The following is a 16,010-nucleotide window of genomic DNA, read 5'->3' as shown; positions in this document are numbered from 1 at the left end:
AAGCATTTCCGGTTTTTATCATACTGTTTTTATTATTTTTCAATATTGTTGAAATCATAATCTTATTTTGATTTGCCTTCAGGAACGTTTTTTATATAAGTAATTTGTATTTGGAGAAAGATACCAATCCTCGTCCTGTTCCCGGTTACTCTGTACCCAGGATTCAAAATGCGGGTAAGCAAGGGTTATTTTTTCCCATTCATGCGGATAAAGGAAAATTCCCGGAATTTGAATTGTCCACATATAGTTGTCGGTTACCACTTGCTGCTGTGCCGGAGTGCCGCTTAAACCTGAATGTTTATAGGTAGGTAAATGAATTTCTATTCGATTTTTCCTTCTGGTCCCGACAATGACAAAATAGTTTAATTTTTTTAATTCGATGTCTTTTACGTCTACCGGGGAGCTGAACTCTATGGATACCTCAAAAGAGTCGGGCGTAGCGTCATTTATCCATTGGGGATAATTACTAATCGTATTGATTATAAGGGACGTATTATTCGATCCCAGCATTTGATGGGCATTGTCAAAGAGAGGAACGACTGTGGAACCCGGATTATTTTCCGTACCATTTCCGTTTCTTTGGAAAATGGATAGCGGTACGTCTTTGGAATAGGAAACGCTTTGAATATCATTTACTTCCAATTGATCAAACTGGATAGCGGCTCCCAATTGACGAGCTGCTCCTACAGCTCTGATAGTCAGGTGTAAAGTCATTTTACTGACAGCATTCTCTTCTTCGTTTTTTATGTAATAATAAGTCATAGAGTCCAGACTGACAACTAAATCATTCAAATCGAAATCGCCCGGGCTGGGAAAATTATCTTCAGAAGCAAAAGTATAGGGGGAGTCAAAAACTATTTTTTGGGGGAATTCCGGTTTTACCGGTTTTTCTGGTGTATAATCGTTTCCCTGGCTACATTCACTGGGTTTGATTTCTATAATAGGGCCGCTGTCCGGATCCTGCATTATTCCCAATATTTTATAGGAATGGGAATTTTGAGGATATGTTTTACAATCCACAATAATATTTTTGTGAAAGATAACAGTCGGCTTATGGTTGTCCGGGCAAATTAATTCTCCTATTTGAACCAAAGCATATTCTCCTTTTTCCCCTGTTCCCTGAAAATTATTTTGTCCCTCATTGGCCGTACGCAGGATTTCTGTTTGTAACATGGCTGAAAAATCCATATTAATGTGAGAATTCACTATACTGATTTCCTCGCTTGTAAAGGAACATTCAGGGGCAATATTGAGCACAGAACCGGAAGGCATGTTCACTTGTTTGATATTGGTATAACATTCGTTCGTAAATTCATAAGAATCTCCGCTTTTTAAGAGGTTTGCGTAGCATTTCCCTTTATTGAGAATTTTCATGCCCCTTCTTTCCGAAGTAATTTTGTCGCAATAGAGGGTTCCTTCATTTTGAAGGATACCGTTATTCTGGAACTGAAGTGTAATGAAAAGTTTCTCTTCCTCTCCTAACTGGCCTCCTGGGGCAATATACAAAGGAGCATCAGGGGCATTAAACTGAAGTCTGCAAGGCGTTTGTGCAAGTAGTTTCCCGGATTCCAAAACATAAATCTTTTCATTCCTTTCCAATATTGTCAGTTCGCTTGTATTATTCCATGTCCCCGTAATGTACAATGAACACCCTGCTCCATAGCCGGGAAACGTAATTTTTCCGGTATAGCTCGTCCGGATAATATAATTTTTCCCTGGAGAAAGATTGGTATTTTGCTGGGTTCCGCTGATTTCAATAACACCTTCCGGAATATCTACAGTCAGTTCCTGTAAAGGGGGATTGAAGGAGGTAAGCTTTTGATTGGATATGTTGGTCTGGGCTACGGGAGCAAAACTACAATTCAGTTGTCCTTGTTCGATTGCGGCCTCTTTTATACTTTTTCGTCCTCCAGGGCTCGTCTGCCGGATATATAAAATAGTTTGTGTACGGGGAACCGTAATATTTTTTATTAAAGGTTTAGAAGCAGTACCCCATCCTATTGCACAGAGAGCTGCTGCCGGATCTAAAAGTGGATTTTTATCGAAAATTTCGATTGTATAAGGGTATTGTCCGTTGTACAGATCGTAAGGTGTAATTTCTACGGCAACCGAAGTTGTCGTTGACCAGTCAAAATTATCCGGAATGTTTTGAATAAAATAATCCCGGCCCAAAGCTTCCGGGTCGTAAGTATCTTTGTGACAACTGCTGAAAATAAGGATAAAACCTAGAATAAAAATTACCGGTCGGATAAAAGATGTCATCTACTAATTATTAAATTTACAAATACTGCTCTCTTTCCTAACTAGGGACAAAAGTATAACATTTTTTGAGGAATGACAACTCTTGGTTATCAGATGTCTGCTGAATACACTAGATTCTTTATTCAGGTGTCCGGTCCGGGGAAGGAGCACTGCTTAGAGATAATTTCATAAGAATCGGATTATGGTCACTCCAGGGCAAATGAGGAGATTCATAACTTATACCTTTAAATAAGGTGTCGTAAGCTACGAAATCAATCCGTAAAAGACCTTTGATACCATTAAATGTATGTCCGTAACCTTTCCCGCAATTTTGAAAACCATCCAATAAATGGTTTCCTTTAATATGATTATAGGCAAATGAGATGGGAGTATCGTTAAAGTCTCCGCAAACAATAACCGGATAAGGGGTGATATCTATGATTTCCCGTACCTGCCTGGCTTGTTCTGCACGGATTTGAAAATTTTCTTTTAATTGCCCTAATAATTTTACCAATGTCCGGGCCTGGCCTTTCCAATTTTTGACACTTTTATATTTTTCATATTTTTCCCGGTTTATATTTACATCAGTTGTTTGCAGATGATTATTGAAAACCCGGATCGTATCATTTTGAATTTTTATATCCGTCCACATACTGGAATTCTTTTCGGAATTGAAATCAATTTTTCCGTCTCGGATAATGGGATAACGGCTGTATATACTGATTCCAAAATTTGCCCAATCCGTCTGACGGTTAAAAAATACCCGGCGGTAAGGAAGTCCTAACCTGGTCTTTATATAATTTGTATCTAAATCTGCTTCTTCACAATGTTCCTGTATACAAAGAATATCGATGTGATTGTCTTTTACAAACTGTTTTATATTATATTGAGGATTTCGTGCAATATAATAGAAACCTTCGACGTTATAACTGGCAACTGTAATCTGTTTCCCTCGGGAAATTTCCGGTAAATCTTTCCAGGGGGATTGAAACATGGCCTTAAAAAAATTATAATTCAGAAGGATGGTTAATAAGGGTAACAAAGCCCACCATTTTTTTTGAAAAATCCAGAAAAGAAAAAGGAGAAAATTTCCCACTAACAGCAGGGGCATAAATAAGCCTGAAAAAGCCGGTACCCACCATTTATTCGGGTCGGTAAAAGGAGCCAGTAATCCTACTAATCCTAAAAGAGCAAACCCCAAAGCTGCCGGTTTCATCAGCAAATAAAAGAAAAACCTGAGTGCAGCCATTTTTATAATACGTTTTGGGGATTAATTGCTTGCAAAATTAGGAATATTCGGGAAAAAACGGATTTATTTCTATTATTTTATCAGATTAGAGTCTTCATCTTTATATTCTGTTTTCCGGGTAAAAAGATTTCCGATATTTTTTATATTTTTTATTACCCGGATTTTAAAACTATTGAAAAAAGAGCCGTCTTGTCCTACCGTATTATATCCTGTTACAGCGCGGGCTTTACGTTTACGGACAAAACAGATTTTTCCGTATTTTTTCAGACCTAGAGCCATGGATCCATCTTCTCCCCGGATGATATCTACCCGGTAGCCTACTTTTCGCCCGTATTCAGTGTTATAAGCGAATACCAGGCCGCGTACACTGAGTTCCGGTCGTTTGATTGATTGAAGGTATAGATGGATATCCCGAAGCAATTCGTACAGTTTGACTCCTAACCAGGGATGCTGTTGATCCGGAATATAGCTCCAAAGAGAAGAGACGGCCACAATACCGGGTTTTTCAAGCTGATTTACTAACGTTTCCACGTATTGGGGGGGATACAGGGTGTCGGAGTCAATGCAGATATAGTATTTTCCCCGGGCATGTGACAGGCCGCAGCGGCGGGCATAGCCACAACTATGTTGATGTTCAGTGTAGAAAGGCACACCGGTAGCTTGAAATATTTCAGCAGTTCTATCGGAAGAATCGTTATCGACTCCTATAATTTCCAAAGGATATTTGCATCGGCTGTCACTCAGGGACCAAAGATTGGCCAACAAGTGTTTTTCTTCGTTATAAGCAATCACGACCACAGAAACCAGGGGCTGATCACTTTGAAGGTGCCGAATATTCTCTTTTACCTGACTGATAATCGTTTGAGAAGCCTCATGAAAGGGTTTTTCGTAAACAGAGAGATATTTTTTATACCAGGTCATAAGCATTCATTTTTAAAGTTTGTAAACACCTTAGCGTAAGAACATACAAACATTTTCTATTTTAAAACATCTTCGAATAATTTTTCCCACTGCTGTCCGATGTTTTCCATTTTAAAACGTTCCACATGCTTGCGGGCCGTTTGTCCCATGCGTTTGCGTATCTTATCGTGTTCGATAAGGTAACAGATTTTTTCGGCTAATTTTTCAATATTTCCGTTTTCAACGAGTAATCCGTCTATACCATCTTCGATGATATCCCGTGGACCACAAGGACAACTGAAAGATACTGGAGGGAGACCGCAAGCCATAGCCTCAATGATTACCATACCAAAACCTTCGTAACGGGAACTCAATACAAACAGAGAACTTTCTATGTATTTTTCAGTAATATTGGAGACAGAATGTTCTAATTTACATGTATTTTGCAGGTTTAGGCGGTCAATTTGTGCCTGTAGTTCTTCCCGCATCCCGTCCCCATATATAGAAAGAGTCCAATCCGGGTGTTTTTCCGATACGATTTTCCAACTATCAATCAACAGGTCGAAACCTTTCTGGGGTACATATCTCCCTACGGCAATCACTTTTTTATTTTCGCAAACAGACGTATTTTCTGGAAAAAAAGATAAGGGATTATAAATGACTGAAACATTGTTGAGTTCCGGCCATTTTGCTTTGTCTTCTTCGCTGAGGACAATAAAACGACGGAGTTTTTTAAGTTCCCGTATTAATTGTCCCATCCAGTATTTGGCTATACCGTTTTGCACAAAAGCAGGAAGGCGGTAATTTTTAAAATCGCGGTAATTTGCACGGCTGAAATGAATTTCTCCCAATTTGACACTTCCGTCATCAATTTTATTAATAAAATTGATGTCCCGGCGAAGCAAGGAAATGGTGATGTCGGGTTTTATCTGTTTTAAGCACGCTGTCAACTGACGGCGAAACCGTTTCTGTTTTTGAAAATAACCCGTAATTTTCTTTACAGGTGAAACCGAATATAGATCGTCGAAATTAATGCCTAGCTGGATCAGATGTATTTCCGGTGCTAATGGATAATAAGGCGGGGTATTTCTGCCTTCGGTGAGAATGATATAAATTTCGTATTTATCCTCTTGGCCGGCTAAGTAATTAGCTTTAAGAGAGAGCACTCTTTCCATTCCACTGGGATAATAAAGACCGGGAATACAGTAGGCTATTTTGATTTTCATAAAATAATAACTTCTGTTGCAAATATAACTATTTATGAAATATTTAAAACCATGTAAAGAATTATTTTGACAGAGCAAATTCACAGGGAAAAGGAACTATACAAAGGGGAAAAAACAGTTTGAATATTGAAAATGTTAGTTATTTTTGCAGCGATAAAATAATAGTAATATTTTTCAAAAAATTTTTTCAATAAATAAAGAAGTATGAAATTTTGTGTGGCATATTGTCGTATTTTCTACCTTGTCTGTATTGTTTTATTGCTGTGTTCTTGTTTAAAACATGCTGGTTTGTATAAGGGACCGGATCCGGGAGTATTAAAAGAGCCGCTTTATATCTATCCTTTTTCCCGGGAAACCAATGGAGTAACTGCTGAGATTACGATACAGACCAGAGAGAATGTGGATCTGGAACAGTTGAAAGTCGAAATACCACCACTTAAATATAATAAATCGTGGTTGTTTACTTTGACACAGGATGATTGTAAACATGCTGCTTATTGTTATACCTGGGCGGCGATAAACGGGCGTCCCCTAACGGAGAAATATTACTACGACGTCCGGCATTATTTGTACAATGATCTTCCTCCGGATGTGTATTATCTGGGAAAAACACTGGGCTCAACAGATGGGGCTGGAAACGAGGTAAGGTTCAATTTTACAACGACATTGGCTCCGGAATGGAATTTTATGAATGCGGAGTGCGGAGTGTCTTTTGGGGGAGCGACCAATAATTATCGTTTTTATATGAAGTCAGGACTAATTTGGGATGATGTGGTGGATATGGTAAATTACGGGACAGGAATAGCTTTTCATGATGTAAATACGACTAATGTGGAAAACGTAGATTCTATTGTATTGCACTATACCTGTTCTCAGGATAGTATACTCAAATATTTGGCTGGACGTGGATGTAAAATGTTGGCAGAACCGAATGGGAATAAAACTTATGTTATGGCGGCTCAGCGGTATACTCCGATTCAACTGATGACGGCTCAGGCTCAAACGGTAAAATTATTTCCTTTTAAAGTAGAAAATGATCTACAGGGACAATTGATAAACCGGATGTTTTCAGATATAGATTATACAAAGAAATTTATTGAATCGCAGTTGCAATTAAAGCAGGAGGAACGGGAAGCTGTTTGTGTAGGAGTACACGGTACGGGTACGGACTGGATAGAATTCTTTTTATGGCTGAATGATAATTATGGAAAAGACGGAGAGGATTCGATGTGGTTTACGAGCCTAGAAGAATATTATGAATACAATTATTACCGCATACATGGAAGAATTGAAAAAGAGATTCTGAATAAAAATAGCTTTAAGTTAAAGATTGATTTACCGGCAGGAGAATATTTTTATTATCCTTCAGTAACGTTAAATATAGAGGGACTGGCTAAAACAGATATACTTGCAGTATCTGTTGATGATGCAGTAAAAGGATTATCCTGGGGAGAATACGGGGAAGGGACAATGGTGAATATAAATTGCAGTAAATGGCTGCTCGAGCATGCTACACATTTTGTTGAGCAATATGAAAAGAATCCGACGGATATTACCCGTCGGGATGCTCATTATTTTGTGGCAATGTTAAAAGAATCTCCTCAGAAAGAGGCTTTATTGAAACGAATTAATTGACTATTTGTGGTTCTTTCTGTATTTTTATCTTTCACTGAAATTTTACCGGTGAAGGGATGTTTGTTTTTTATAAAGAAATATCCTGCGTAGCATTTTTGTGAGGTGTTCTGATGCCAGATGTAAAATGTAAGCGCAAGAAATTATACCAATAATCGACAATAAGAATCCGGTAGGAAACCGGAATTTAGAAAAATATCCCATTATAATGAATTGTACAATATAAATATCTAAGGTTAATTCAGATATAAAAGAAATTACTTTGATGATTTTTACCTGATGAGTATGTTTGGCAAAGTAACTGCAAAGTTTGAACATATATAAGGAGAATAAGCTTAAAAATATGGGTAATAGCAGTTGTAAATTATATACAGGTGACTGTGTGTGGAGTATTTGGATTTTTAATCCGTAATATATAGCCAGAATAATAAACAAGAACAGTAAAATTAATTTTACATTGCCTGTAATCAATCGTTTTGATGCTGTAATGGCACCCAAAAGCATGATGATATAATAGAAATACCAGTGTAAAAAGTAATTGTCCGAGATATTTTCTATAATCCAGTCAGAATGAGGTGTAGCAAAGTAGGTGATTAAAAAAGGGAGTAGAAAAAACAGACAGACATATAAAAGAGAATGAGAAAAATATTTTAAAGTAAAAAAGAACAGAATATAAAATAAGAGAATGGCTTGCAGGAACCAATAAGGTGGAATAATATAATCTATTAGACTATAATGGCTTATTCCTAATAAAGAACAAAAGGCTATAAATATCCATAAACTGGGATATATTCTGGTATATCTTCTGGTAATCCAATAATAAAATCCTTTTTCTCTGTTGCTTAAATAGAGGGCATATCCGGATGAAAAGAAAAACAGTGAGTTGCCCAGAGCTCCGCCAGTGGATAAAAGTTGAAGGGAAGGAGGGTAGAGCGGCCCTAAATGGGCATTTGTTATGAGTATAGTAGCGAAAAAGCGCATAAAAGATATTGCTAATCTTGAAGAATCTGTATTTTCCATAGATTTGTCAAATTTGGGGAAACTTACTTGGTAGATATAGGTGCAGGAATTTTTTCCAGAACTAATTTCATTTGTTCTTCCCAAGAAAGATGACGAACCGTATTCCGGATTTCCTGAGGAGACAGGTGGACAGTGGGATAGAAGCGGATGATTTTTGCTATATCAATGGAAGATTCGTCTTCGGGTACTTTCAGGATATAGGGCATTTTTTCAAAATCTTCATCTGTTTCGGAATAGATGAAAGGAATGCCGCGGGCAGCATATTCCCTGTTTTTAAGGGTCTTTATTTTATGAATACCGGAACGGTGACGGCCCAGACTGCCGATTCCAAAATCACATTGTTCAAATAATTGTTCGAGGGCTTCTCCATGTTGTTTCCCGTGAAAAATTACATAAGATTCCAGATGATTCTCCGCAATAACGGGCAGAAGTTCATCGCGTTCGCGTTGTCCGCTGAGATCTCCTACGATATGAAAATATACCTTGTAGGTTTGAGGAGTGGTGTAATATTCGGCTAACCCCCGGATAAGACGGTCGTATCCGTGCCAGTAATGAATTTCGGCCACTCCGATGAGGTGAAGTTCCCGGTCGGTATTGTTGACCTGTTTCTTTACGGGTATTTCCGAAAAGTCGATGCCATTGGAAATCTGTATGGTCGGTACTCCGAATATAATTTTGTAGTCGGAAAAAGTGACGATGGCATTCAGCAGATGAGCTAATTTTTTGCGGAAACAACGGTCGATGAATCGTTCCGCTTTCATAAAAGGGGTGATATATTCCTGATCATAGGGATAGGTCGGTATTTCCATTACAATCTGTATACCTGCTTTTTTCATCTGACGAAGCATTCCAATGGTAAACGGATTCGCATTGTGATTTGAGCGCATATAGACGATGTCTATCTGATGGCTGATAGCATAATTGACAACGGAATGGTATTCCAGCCTTTTCCTGATTTTTCCGTAAAAGGCCCTGCCATAATCTGCAATTACCTGATCGTTTGCTATCCGGCGCTTCCCGGAAGCATTTTCCTGAAGATAACAAAGATGGGTTTCCAGGCCGTTGGCTTTCAGTGCCCGGACCTGTGCCTGTATCTTTTTACTGATCCCATTTGCAGGATCGAAATCATGGAAAATCAGAAAAAGTGCTTTCATTTTAGGAGAAATGGAATATTTATTCTTTAAATCAAACTGTTTTTATACTTTTGTTCAATTTATTTAAAATTGATGGTAGAATCACGGGTCCATAAAAGTATCGTAAATGCAAAAGTAAATTTAATATTTTACTTTATTACTTTATTTTTATCCTTCTTTTCGCGGAAGATATTTTTAAACTGTCTGGGAGATGATTTTGTGGGATTGACCGGAACCCTTGCGAACTTACTGGATTTTCTGAATTTAGCGGAATTAGGAATTGGTGCAGCTATCGGAACAGTGTTGTACAAACCTTTATTTGACAATGATAAAGAAAAAATCAACGAAATTATTTCGGTGTTCGGATATTTTTATCGCATGGTGGGTTTGTTGATTTTAGGAGGGGGGATACTATTATCCTGTTTTTTACCTTTGATTTTTGCTAAAACAGGTTTCCCGCTGCCGTTAATTTTTTTCGCTTTTTATACCTTCTTAACTTCTTCCCTAATCGGTTATTTTGCAAATTATAAGCAGACATTATTAGGAGCTGATCAGCGGAATTATGTTGTGACGGCTTGTTTTCAGACTACTAATCTGTTAAAGACGCTGGTACAGATTATGCTGGCTTATTACACCGGAAATTATTATTTGTGGGTAGTTATTGAACTGTGTTTTGGAATTATTTATAGCATTGTGCTGAACCGGAGGATTCATCAGGTATATCCCTGGCTTCGTTCTGAAGTGAAAAACGGGAAATTATTACGTAAGCAGTATCCATTGATTATGACTTATTCCAAACAATTATTTGTGCATAAAATTGGATCGCTTGTACAATTTCAGATCAAACCTTTGCTGATTTATAGTTTCGTGTCGTTGCAGGTCGTTGCTTTTTACGGCAATTATGCTTTAATCGTAGATAAAGTAGCTTTGCTGATTAAAAATATTTTAGGCAGTACGGGGGCCGGGGTCGGCAGTTTGGTTGCAGAAGGGGATCAGAAGCGGATCCGGAAGGTATTTTGGGAATTAACGGCTTTGAATTATTTTATTGCGGGGGTACTGGTTTTTTCTATTTTCCATTTAATTGAACCGTTTATTGTATTGTGGGTTGGAAAGGAGTATGTGCTGAACAAGGCGGTAATAGTGATCATTTTGGGAAATATGTTTATCATGCAGACGCGTGGGACGAACGATCAGTTTTTGTTTGCTTACGGTTTGTTTAAAGATGTCTGGGCCCCGGTTGTTGAAACCGTATTGAGCATTTCCATATCTGTAGTATGCGGTTCTTTCTGGGGATTGGAAGGAGTACTGTTGGGAAGTGTTGTCAGTATGTTTATGATTGTGGGATTATGGAAACCTTATCTGCTGTATCATTGGGGATTTAAAGATAGAGTGAAAGGGTATTGGAAAGAAATCGTCCGTTACATAGGATTGATTGGTGCGGGATGGGGTATTTGCGCTTATCTGATCCGGTATATTCCTGTGGATCCTTATCGGGGATATGGCAGCTGGATAATGTATTCTGCTATTATCGTCCTGCTGATTAGCGGTTTGCTGGGAGGGTTATTTTATTCCTTCACGAATGGATTCCGGTATTTTGTTTCCCGTGTATTACTTCGTTTGAGGGGACGGTAATCCATGCATTTTTTTAGTGAGATACCAGGAGAATAAGCGGAAGAAAACGTTTACTCCCAGAATTTTTAAGGTTACTATCCAAGGGAAAAGAGATTTGTTGTTACCGGTAAAAATGTCCTGCCAGCGAGGTACATAGTTGTTTACCTGTTTCAGATAAGGACGGACATCTGCTTCTGGCGCGGAGAGATGGGCGGAGATCAGTCGCCGGAACAAACGGGAAAAGGCTTTTACCCGCACGGGTTTTAAAAGGGAGTATTCGCTTATCTTTGCATAATTGTGTAAATGGGCTTCAAAAAGGTCAATATGTTTGCTAAAATCATAGGAAGAAGATTGTGAATTATTGCGTATCAGCACAAAATATCCCCCTTTTTCCGAAATAAAGACGGTATTACATTTTTCAACAAAATCGGCAATTAAATAAGTATCTTCGGAAAGATGCCCTGTTCGGTAACGCAATCCTTCGAAAACAGATCGGCGAAAAATTTTATCCAGATTAGAAAAATGAAGGATACTGCCAGACCACCAATTCAATAAAATTTGATCTTTCCCTTGTATGAGGCGGGAGGGTACTTCGAGTTTTTCCGTTTTCCCGTCCGGATAACAATTAAAATACGGAAATTGGAGTATATCAATATCGGGATGTGTTTCCAGATCGTTTACATTTTCATAACTATCGGGTGCAAGGGAATCATCCGGGTCTAACATGGCTATATATTTTCCGGCACATATATCCAAGCCGGCATTCCGGGCACTGCTTACTCCTCCGTTAGGTTTGTGAATAACTTTAAAGCGGCTGTCTAAAGCCGTATATTGATCGCATATTTTGCCGGAATCATCTGTGGAACCGTCATCTATCAGTATGACCTCAAAATTTTGGAAAGTTTGAGCCAATACGCTGTCCAGACACTTTTTTATATAAGGTCCGACATTGTATACGGGAATGATAATACTTAGCAAAGGAGAATTCATAATTCGTCTGTTTATTTTTCTGCGAATATACTTATAAATTATTAATTTTGCCTTAAAATGAAAATATGCCGTTGTTAAGTATTGTCATTCCGGTTTATAATGCGGAAAAATATCTGGAAGATTGTGTCAGTTCCGTATTGGCTCAAGAGTTTACGGACTATGAGGTGATATTGGTGGATGATGGTTCATCGGATTCTTCTCCGGATATATGCGACCGTCTGTCAGCACGAGAGAAGCGTATACAGGTCATTCATCAATCCAACCAAGGGCAGGCCGGAGCCCGTAACCGGGGAATTGAACGGGCAGAAGGTGAGTATATCGGTTTTTGTGATAATGACGATATGCTGGCGCCGGAGATTTTTAAAATACTTATTGAACAGGCGACCGCGGGTAAAACAGATGTATCAGCCTGTTCGTATCAAGTGAAAGAAGCATCGGGTAAGCTGACGCATGCTTCTCATTCAGGGCAACGGTATCAATGGAACCGTTTTGAAGGTATGCGGGAATTCCTGAGCCGTGAGAAAATGGATATTTATGTATGGACAAAGATATACCGGAGAGAATTTTTAAATAATTGCAATATTCGTTTTGAAATAGGACGGAGTGATGAGGATTTCTTGTTTAATCACCGGGTATTTATAGCGGCAACTTCTACCGTATTCGTAGATAAGGGGCTTTATACATATTATGTAAGGGAAGCGTCCGAATGCCGGATGCTTTATCGGAGAAACCTGAAAAAATATCTGCGGGATACGTTATACCGCACTTACCGTATAGAGAACATAACGGCCCGTTTGTTTCCGGATTTACTATATTTAGCCAAAAGGCAGACGATCTTTTATCATGTGATGATGCTGGGCCGGATTACAGAGACAGGTATTCAGGATTGCAGACGGCTGTGGATATATATCCTTCGTTATCTCCGGTCGAATTACCGGCAGGTCGTAAACGAACGCCATTATTGGAGCATGTCACTTCCGGGAGTGTGGCTGATGATGATCATACCCCCGCAATTGTATTATATTTATCGCAGGAAGATGCGTAAGAACTAATGTTTGAGAAACATTACGGCCAGGTATTTGGGTTTCAGGTATTTTAGATAGCCTTCTTTGATACAAATGCGGAAGATGCGGAATTTTTCTTTTGAAAGTAAAGTTCTGGCCTGCCAGATAACAGCGTTGAGCGTCATACGGAAATATTTGTCAAGGATAGTTTGTATCTCCGGGGATTTGTTTTTTCTGTAACAGGATATCTGTTGAAAAGTGGTGAAATAACCTTCTATATTCTTCCATGTAAATTGCTGTCCCATAATAGAAGTATCTCTAAGCCTGTGTTGGGGAAATATTTGAGGAATATAGCTTACTTTAGAGGCGTTGAGATATAATAGAAGGGTGTACAATTGGTCTTCGTGTATGATTCCCGGGAAAAAAGAGAGGTTCAATTGTTTGAGGTAATCGTGCCGGATAAAGTTCAACCACACGGGGACGCGAAGAGTAGAGGTATCAAGCTGATATGTGAGCCAATTGATTCCACTTTGGGTTTGAGGGCCCGGATAAGCCTGGTGGGTATAACTTTGTCCGGTATATTTATTGTGGGTATTGATACAAATGGCATCGAAAAAGACAAAATCGAGATTTTCCTGGGTGCATTTTTGGTAACAGGTTTCCAAAGCCTTTGGAGCCAGCAGATCGTCGCTGTCCATAAAGTAGATGTATTTGCCCTGGGATTCCTGTACACCCCGGTTACGGGAGCCGGAAGGGCCCTGATTTATGTTTTGGTGGTAGACTTTGATGCGGGGGTCTTTGTTCGCCTGTTCCCGGATAATTTCCAGGCTGTTGTCCGTAGAGCCGTCGTCAATAGCAATGATTTCAATTTCCCGAAGCGTTTGAGCACAGATACACTCCAGTGTTTCCCGAATATAAGAGGCTGTATTGTAGACAGGGATAATAACGCTAACTAAAATAGATTCCATAAAACCGGTCCTTGTTTGTGTATATTAATAGGATTTTATCCATTTTTGCTGTTGTTGATCATAATGTTTGATCGGACGGGCGGGATTACCTGCCACGATACAATAGGGGGGAACATCGTGGGTGACGATACTTCCGGCAGCCACAATAGAATGCCGGCCGATAGTAACTCCTGCCAGAACAACAGCATTGGCTCCGATCCAGACATCGTCTTTAATCGTAACGGGCGATATTGTTACTCCCTGAGAGATGATCGTTTGCTGTATTTCCTGATAGTTATGGTTCAGGCCGGAGACGACTATTCCCTGGGCCAAATTGACGTAATTTCCGATATGAACGGGACCGATGATCGTATTACCTATGCCAATGCGGCTATGATGACCGATATAAATGTCTCCTACCATGTTGTTGACCGTAGAGTAACTTTCCATTACCGAATAGGCACCCAGGCTGAACTGGTTGAAAGGAACGAGGTCTTTCCGGGCATTTCGGTACAAGACAGAACCTTTTCCGCGTTGAATATAGAGAGGACGGACCCACCGAAGCCAGCGTCGCGGACGTGTTTTTACAGGATGTATCAATAGCCCGTGGATAAAGCGTTTTAAACGGGGATTCCTTTTAATTTTTTCTTTTAAACAAGCAAACATCGTTTACAGTTGGGTTTGTTCAATGATTTTGATGATCTGTTTCTCAGCATTCGTTTTGATCCGGAATTCTACCCGGCGTGAGCGGACTTTGTCTTCCTCTCCATTGGAGGTGAGAATGGGCTTGCTGGAAGAAAGCCCATTAGCCGTTAAATGATTTTTAGTCCAGGTAAACAAATCTTCGTCCTGTATATTTGAGAGCAGATATTCTAATACATTCCGCGTACGGTTCTGGGATAGTTCCATATTGTAAAAATACGCTTTCCGCAGAGAAGTTTCACCCTCCCATTCACTGGAAGTATGCCCTTCGATGCGAATTTCTTCAATGTCATTCTTGTATTTGGGATCGTTCAGGATTTGAAGAAAGCGGGGGAAAAAATTATTGAGGATAATCTTAAAATGATCATTAAGGTCGGCGCTACCTACCTTGAAGAGAATTTCAGGGTATTCGAAACGGATGGAGAGAGAGGAAGGATCAATTGTGGCATTCCATTCTTTAAGATTACTGGAAAATTCTTCCCGCAGATCGTTTGTCAGTTCTATCTGGACTTTTTTATAATCGGTAGCGACTGTTGTTACTTTGTTTTTATCCTGGATAGCATTGGTCATATAGCCCACGGAGATAAATAAGAAAATAAGCATCAGAACAAATACGACGCCGGCGACAATTGCCCAGGGGGATTCTTCGTTGGTTTGAAAAAAGTTCATCACTTATAAGTTTTAAATGTTCATTACTCTTCCGGAGATTTATAAAGAGCGTTATGACTTTGGTTCAGTTTTTTAATAATGTGTTGCAAGGTTTGAGTGAACAGGATCAGTTCCTTTGTATCCCTTTCGCGTTTTTCATTCATTTGTTTGATTTGTACCGTAACTTGTTCACCTGTGTTTTTCACCAATTGAGAAAGTTCATCTACTTGAGCAGTGATTTTTTTATTACTGCGGTTAATGCCCCTTTCCAGTAAAGTTTCAAGATTTTTGTTTGTAGCTTCTGTAGCAAGCAACAAGGTTTCAAGGCGTTCGTAAAGGCGCCGGTTTTCTTCCTGTGTAATACTGAGGTATTGGGCTTGCTTTTGCATGATTTGGGAAGTGTTACGGGCCAGATCGTACAGGGCTTTGTCCTGGAACAATTCCGTTGCCTGTACTGTTCCGTCGGGATTCAGCACAGGACCAGCTTTGTGAATGTTTTCTTTTATAGCAATCAGTTGGTTGAGGATTTCTTTCATTACCGGTGCAGGAGATCCGTCATTGACTTTATTTTCTGCATAACGGATACCTTTATCCAGTAAAATTTCAAGGTTTTCGTTTGTCGTTTGACTGCTTTGCAGCAGTTGTTGCAATTGTTCGTAAAGGCGCCGGTTTTCTTCCTGTGTAATACTGAGGTATTGGGCTTGCTT

At 39.3% G+C, this 16,010-nt stretch carries 14 protein-coding genes; 3 read left to right on the top strand and 11 right to left on the bottom strand.

Translation table 11 applies throughout. From position 1 onward, the window contains the following. Positions 1 to 78: 78 nt before the first annotated feature. The 4 genes from Q0465_RS13535 to Q0465_RS13520 form a co-directional block, all read right to left on the bottom strand. Entirely contained in the window at positions 79 to 2,262 is a 2,184-nt protein-coding gene (locus Q0465_RS13535; protein ID WP_298616899.1) for an LruC domain-containing protein, read from the bottom strand. Positions 2,263 to 2,380: 118 nt separating this feature from the next. Further along, entirely contained in the window at positions 2,381 to 3,490 is a 1,110-nt protein-coding gene (locus Q0465_RS13530) for an endonuclease/exonuclease/phosphatase family protein (RefSeq protein ID WP_298616898.1), read from the bottom strand. A gap of 72 nt (positions 3,491 to 3,562) precedes the next feature. Beyond that, a complete protein-coding gene (locus tag Q0465_RS13525) occupies positions 3,563 to 4,411 on the bottom strand; it encodes a glycosyltransferase family 2 protein (protein WP_298616897.1) in 849 nt (282 codons plus the stop codon). Between the two features lie 56 nt (positions 4,412 to 4,467). After that, positions 4,468 to 5,616: a glycosyltransferase family 4 protein gene (locus tag Q0465_RS13520; RefSeq protein WP_298616896.1), complete on the bottom strand. Its 1,149-nt coding sequence runs from the start codon at positions 5,614 to 5,616 to the stop codon at positions 4,468 to 4,470. A gap of 204 nt (positions 5,617 to 5,820) precedes the next feature. Here Q0465_RS13520 and Q0465_RS13515 point away from each other — a divergent pair, with 204 nt between their 5' ends. Continuing rightward, a complete protein-coding gene (locus Q0465_RS13515; RefSeq protein ID WP_298616895.1) occupies positions 5,821 to 7,251 on the top strand; it encodes a hypothetical protein in 1,431 nt (476 codons plus the stop codon). 42 nt (positions 7,252 to 7,293) lie between these two features. Here the strand turns inward: Q0465_RS13515 and Q0465_RS13510 are convergent, their stop codons facing one another. Together Q0465_RS13510 and Q0465_RS13505 are read right to left on the bottom strand one after the other, a co-directional pair. After that, positions 7,294 to 8,229: an acyltransferase gene (locus Q0465_RS13510; protein ID WP_298616922.1), complete on the bottom strand. Its 936-nt coding sequence runs from the start codon at positions 8,227 to 8,229 to the stop codon at positions 7,294 to 7,296. A gap of 62 nt (positions 8,230 to 8,291) precedes the next feature. Next, complete coding sequence (locus tag Q0465_RS13505) at positions 8,292 to 9,422, bottom strand: glycosyltransferase family 1 protein (RefSeq protein WP_298616894.1); 1,131 nt, start codon at positions 9,420 to 9,422, stop codon at positions 8,292 to 8,294. Positions 9,423 to 9,494: 72 nt separating this feature from the next. Here Q0465_RS13505 and Q0465_RS13500 point away from each other — a divergent pair, with 72 nt between their 5' ends. Further along, the gene (locus Q0465_RS13500) at positions 9,495 to 11,033 is read left to right on the top strand and encodes a sugar transporter (protein ID WP_298616893.1); all 1,539 of its coding nucleotides are present in this window, start codon (positions 9,495 to 9,497) and stop codon (positions 11,031 to 11,033) included. Here Q0465_RS13500 and Q0465_RS13495 read toward each other — a convergent pair. Then, positions 11,010 to 12,002 (bottom strand): glycosyltransferase, encoded by a 993-nt coding sequence (locus Q0465_RS13495; protein WP_298616892.1) that lies wholly within the window; start codon positions 12,000 to 12,002, stop codon positions 11,010 to 11,012. The genes Q0465_RS13500 and Q0465_RS13495 overlap by 24 nt on opposite strands. A 65-nt stretch (positions 12,003 to 12,067) precedes the next feature. Between Q0465_RS13495 and Q0465_RS13490 the strand changes: the two genes are divergently transcribed. Further along, a complete protein-coding gene (locus Q0465_RS13490; protein WP_298616891.1) occupies positions 12,068 to 13,054 on the top strand; it encodes a glycosyltransferase in 987 nt (328 codons plus the stop codon). On the opposite strand, the gene Q0465_RS13485 is transcribed toward Q0465_RS13490, so the two are convergent. From Q0465_RS13485 to Q0465_RS13470, 4 genes are all read right to left on the bottom strand, one after another. Then, positions 13,051 to 13,974: a glycosyltransferase gene (locus tag Q0465_RS13485; RefSeq protein WP_298616890.1), complete on the bottom strand. Its 924-nt coding sequence runs from the start codon at positions 13,972 to 13,974 to the stop codon at positions 13,051 to 13,053. The genes Q0465_RS13490 and Q0465_RS13485 overlap by 4 nt on opposite strands. Before the next feature lie 24 nt (positions 13,975 to 13,998). After that, on the bottom strand, positions 13,999 to 14,619 hold the full coding sequence (locus Q0465_RS13480; protein ID WP_298616889.1) for a DapH/DapD/GlmU-related protein: 621 nt from the start codon (positions 14,617 to 14,619) through the stop codon (positions 13,999 to 14,001). 3 nt (positions 14,620 to 14,622) lie between these two features. Further along, a complete protein-coding gene (locus Q0465_RS13475; protein WP_298616888.1) occupies positions 14,623 to 15,324 on the bottom strand; it encodes an OmpA family protein in 702 nt (233 codons plus the stop codon). A gap of 23 nt (positions 15,325 to 15,347) precedes the next feature. Then, positions 15,348 to 16,010 (bottom strand): hypothetical protein (locus tag Q0465_RS13470; RefSeq protein WP_298616887.1); only part of this gene is annotated, 663 nt, incomplete at its 5' end.

Source organism: uncultured Odoribacter sp. (assembly GCF_937966165.1).
Classification (GTDB): domain Bacteria; phylum Bacteroidota; class Bacteroidia; order Bacteroidales; family Marinifilaceae; genus Culturomica.
The sequence above is the reverse complement of the archived record's forward strand: the minus strand, read 5'-3'. Positions and strand labels throughout refer to the sequence as shown.

Bases quoted from the DNA above. Each gene is read 5' to 3' on its own strand.
- Q0465_RS13490 (WP_298616891.1), top strand. From the start codon at position 12,068: ATGCCGTTGTTAAGTATTGTCATTCCGGTTTATAATGCGGAAAAATAT.
- Q0465_RS13500 (WP_298616893.1), top strand. From the start codon at position 9,495: ATGGTAGAATCACGGGTCCATAAAAGTATCGTAAATGCAAAAGTAAAT.
- Q0465_RS13505 (WP_298616894.1), bottom strand. From the start codon at position 9,422: ATGAAAGCACTTTTTCTGATTTTCCATGATTTCGATCCTGCAAATGGG.
- Q0465_RS13495 (WP_298616892.1), bottom strand. From the start codon at position 12,002: ATGAATTCTCCTTTGCTAAGTATTATCATTCCCGTATACAATGTCGGA.
- Q0465_RS13480 (WP_298616889.1), bottom strand. From the start codon at position 14,619: ATGTTTGCTTGTTTAAAAGAAAAAATTAAAAGGAATCCCCGTTTAAAA.
- Q0465_RS13530 (WP_298616898.1), bottom strand. From the start codon at position 3,490: ATGGCTGCACTCAGGTTTTTCTTTTATTTGCTGATGAAACCGGCAGCT.
- Q0465_RS13475 (WP_298616888.1), bottom strand. From the start codon at position 15,324: ATGAACTTTTTTCAAACCAACGAAGAATCCCCCTGGGCAATTGTCGCC.
- Q0465_RS13510 (WP_298616922.1), bottom strand. From the start codon at position 8,229: ATGCGCTTTTTCGCTACTATACTCATAACAAATGCCCATTTAGGGCCG.
- Q0465_RS13520 (WP_298616896.1), bottom strand. From the start codon at position 5,616: ATGAAAATCAAAATAGCCTACTGTATTCCCGGTCTTTATTATCCCAGT.
- Q0465_RS13485 (WP_298616890.1), bottom strand. From the start codon at position 13,974: ATGGAATCTATTTTAGTTAGCGTTATTATCCCTGTCTACAATACAGCC.
- Q0465_RS13515 (WP_298616895.1), top strand. From the start codon at position 5,821: ATGAAATTTTGTGTGGCATATTGTCGTATTTTCTACCTTGTCTGTATT.
- Q0465_RS13535 (WP_298616899.1), bottom strand. From the start codon at position 2,262: ATGACATCTTTTATCCGACCGGTAATTTTTATTCTAGGTTTTATCCTT.
- Q0465_RS13525 (WP_298616897.1), bottom strand. From the start codon at position 4,411: ATGACCTGGTATAAAAAATATCTCTCTGTTTACGAAAAACCCTTTCAT.